The following is a 2,940-nucleotide window of genomic DNA, read 5'->3' as shown; positions in this document are numbered from 1 at the left end:
ATTATACTATAAATTCAACTTTGCAACAGAACCCTTAACGTTGTATTTCTAAAGGTATTAGTAGAGAACCTTCCTCCACATACCATGACAGCATTTAGGATAATGATTGCTGGTGTAACTGCTATGCTTATCGTTATTTTTGGAAGGTCATTGAGAGCTTTAACTATAAAAGAGTGGGTGTTTACTGCTTTTGGTATGATTTTTGGGGTCATGATGCACCACCTGTTTTTAGCGATAGGTTTGATGACGACGCCAGCATCAACAGGTTCACTCATATTATCTTTAGTGCCATTAGCCACAGCAATACTAGGCATGATATTTTTAAATGAAAGACTAACTAAGATGCGATCGGTTGGATTTGTTTTAGCTTTAATCGGTGTCTTCTTTATACAAGGCGGTTCATTTTCAGGGTTACAATTATCACAAGGCGAATTTGTCTTGTTTATATCAATGTTTGCACAAGCCATTAGTTTTGTCTTTATTAAAAAGGCGACGGCAACTTTGGATTCTAAACAGGTTACAGCGATTATGAATCTTGCTGGATCATTTGGACTATTGGGTATTAGTTTGATTACTGAACCATCTGGATTGTCTGAGATGACTGATTCGACAATTGGTGTATGCGGAATATTACTCTTATCCGGTGTTGTAGCGACAGGTTTTGGTCATATGGTCTTTAACTCAGCTATTCAAAAAATTGGTGCTTCTAAAACTGCAATATTTAATAACTTTGTCCCATTCTTTGGTGTCGTATTCTCTGTTATTTTCTTAAAAGAACAAATAGCTGCCACCCAATTGATTGGCTTTGTGTTTATTGTCGCCGGTGTACTCTTTGGTACGGGTTATTTAGAGCGACTATGGATGAAACGTAAATTGAAAAGAGGCTAGAGATTTCAGATTCTCTAGCCTCTTACTTTATGCTGTTTTCTTTTTCTCGATGAAGTTCTTCAGCCAGATGACGATAAGAGAAGTGATAATGATCCACACAAATATCATGCTGTAACCATTATTTAATTCTTTACTGAAGAAAAGAATTTCTTTTAATCCATCTGCATATATTCTTAAAGGTACCCAAGGATAGATATAATCTCTATAGAAATCAGGTAACATTTCCGGTGGTAATTGAATTGCTGCAATACTAAAGAACATCAAGAGAACAAATAGTACTATACTCGGAAGTTTCAACCATTTCAGTACTGCAAAAATCATCAACATAAAGGCTGCAATAACAAGTGATAAGTACAAGGCCATTGTATTAAATGACTCATACTGAATATCCATGATTAATGTTGAAAACCAAGTTGCGAAGTATCCTGCTGTAAGTGCGTAAACAAATGGAGCTATAGATTGAACTAAGTTAAAGCTGTACTTTTGTCCAAGACTGTTAAATCTTTTACCATTATCAGAGAAGTACAGCATGACTGCACCAACAATAGAAATAATCCATGTAAACGCAAGGAATGCCATTGGAATGTTAGCGAGGCTTCCTGCTTCATTGACCTTAATTACCTCAGATTCAATGGGATTAGATATAGCGTCGACCATATCGGGTGATATTGGTGAAATCATATTGGATAATCCTTGAAGTGGACTATCTGAACCTTGAGCTTCTAAGACAGGCTGCAGTTGAGATTTCATTTCTTCTGTTTTTGTCTCAATACCTGAAACAATCTGTTTGCTGATCTGCTGATTCATCATGGAGACCATATTATTTAGAGCTGTTTCGATTTGAGACGCAGCCATAGCAGAAGCGCCTTCATTAACATATATATTAACATTTGCTTTTGTCATTTCTGCAGATTGTAAGCTCATAATATTCTCTGAAAAATCCGCTGGTAGTTCTATTGCGCCATAAATATCACGTTGATCCATTGCATCTTCCATTTCATCAACAGAATCGTAAGATGTGAATGACACCATATCCGGTGCGTTTTCACTGATTTGATTTTCGATCGTTTGTCCCATTTCACCTTCATCATTAATGACTAAACCGATTGGCATATTATTCGGTTCTACCTTGACTATTGGTGAGAATGCTGGAAGCATGATTAAGGTGAAGACGATAACAAATAAAATTGGGACTAGAAAAATTTTGTTTGAATTTTTTAGTTTATCCATTTAAACACTCCTTAATGAACATATTGTTGAATAACTTGTGACTTTATTGTATTCTGCATTTAAATCAGTTGCCATAAGCAAAAACCGCCATTTTATTGAGTACTCAACATTTGAATTAAATATGTTCATTAAGAAAAGAGGGACACTATGGACCGAAGACAAAAGAAGACCAGACAAGCAATTATCGATGCGTGTTTTGATTTAATGAAAAGTAAAGACTTACATCACATTACTATTAATGATATTGCTGAAAAGGCAGATATTAATAGAGGGACTTTTTATTTACATTTTGAAGATAAGTATGACATGATGAAGCAGTTTGAAAATGAAATGATCGGTAAGCTAGAAGCAGTGTTTCGTGAGAATCTACCGACAGAAAACTTTAACCAAGAATTTTTACCATCTCGTTACGATACCTTGATTGAAATCCTTCAGTGCTTTAAAGACAACCAAAAACTCATGCAGTTGTTTCTTCAATCTAACCATATCAACTCATTTGAGAAGAAATTACAAGAAAAGATGTTATTTCTAGTGGGTGATGAGTTTAGTGAATTTATAGAGCGTCTCAACATTAGCATTCCAAAAGAAGTTTTAGTTGTCGTCTTTACTTCAGTTTATATCGGCTTAGTTAAATATTCATATACTTCAGAAGATGAGCTGGATATAGAAAAAACTGCAGACTATATCTTTAAAATCGTCCTACAGGGTCCTGCTAAAGTGATGGGTTTTTATGAGTCTTAAACTTTCGTTAATGTTCGGTTTTAATGTGTAAATATTATCATTTTTAGGGTTCTGTTGCAAAGTAAAAAAATATAGCTAACC

General features: G+C 34.9%; 3 protein-coding genes. 2 read left to right on the top strand and 1 reads right to left on the bottom strand.

What is annotated here, in order from left to right; translation table 11 throughout:
* Positions 1-12 precede the first annotated feature (12 nt).
* The gene (locus HMPREF2586_RS00235) at positions 13-888 is read left to right on the top strand and encodes a DMT family transporter (protein WP_083319555.1); all 876 of its coding nucleotides are present in this window, start codon (positions 13-15) and stop codon (positions 886-888) included.
* Positions 889-915: 27 nt separating this feature from the next.
* Here HMPREF2586_RS00235 and HMPREF2586_RS00230 read toward each other — a convergent pair whose 3' ends face one another.
* A complete protein-coding gene (locus tag HMPREF2586_RS00230) occupies positions 916-2,118 on the bottom strand; it encodes an ABC transporter permease (protein WP_070812575.1) in 1,203 nt (400 codons plus the stop codon).
* A gap of 147 nt (positions 2,119-2,265) precedes the next feature.
* On the opposite strand from HMPREF2586_RS00230, the gene HMPREF2586_RS00225 reads away from it, so the two are divergent.
* Positions 2,266-2,859 carry a TetR/AcrR family transcriptional regulator gene (locus HMPREF2586_RS00225; RefSeq protein ID WP_070498081.1) on the top strand — a complete coding sequence of 198 codons (594 nt, stop codon included), beginning with the start codon at positions 2,266-2,268 and terminating at the stop codon, positions 2,857-2,859.
* Positions 2,860-2,940: the final 81 nt, after the last annotated feature.

This window comes from Staphylococcus sp. HMSC034G07, from assembly GCF_001835975.1.
GTDB classification, from domain to species: Bacteria; Bacillota; Bacilli; order Staphylococcales; family Staphylococcaceae; genus Staphylococcus; species Staphylococcus ureilyticus.
This window is presented reverse-complemented; position numbering and strand designations above follow the sequence as displayed.

Coding starts and splice junctions, on each gene's coding strand:
- HMPREF2586_RS00230 (WP_070812575.1), bottom strand. CDS start 2,118: ATGGATAAACTAAAAAATTCAAACAAAATTTTTCTAGTCCCAATTTTA.
- HMPREF2586_RS00225 (WP_070498081.1), top strand. CDS start 2,266: ATGGACCGAAGACAAAAGAAGACCAGACAAGCAATTATCGATGCGTGT.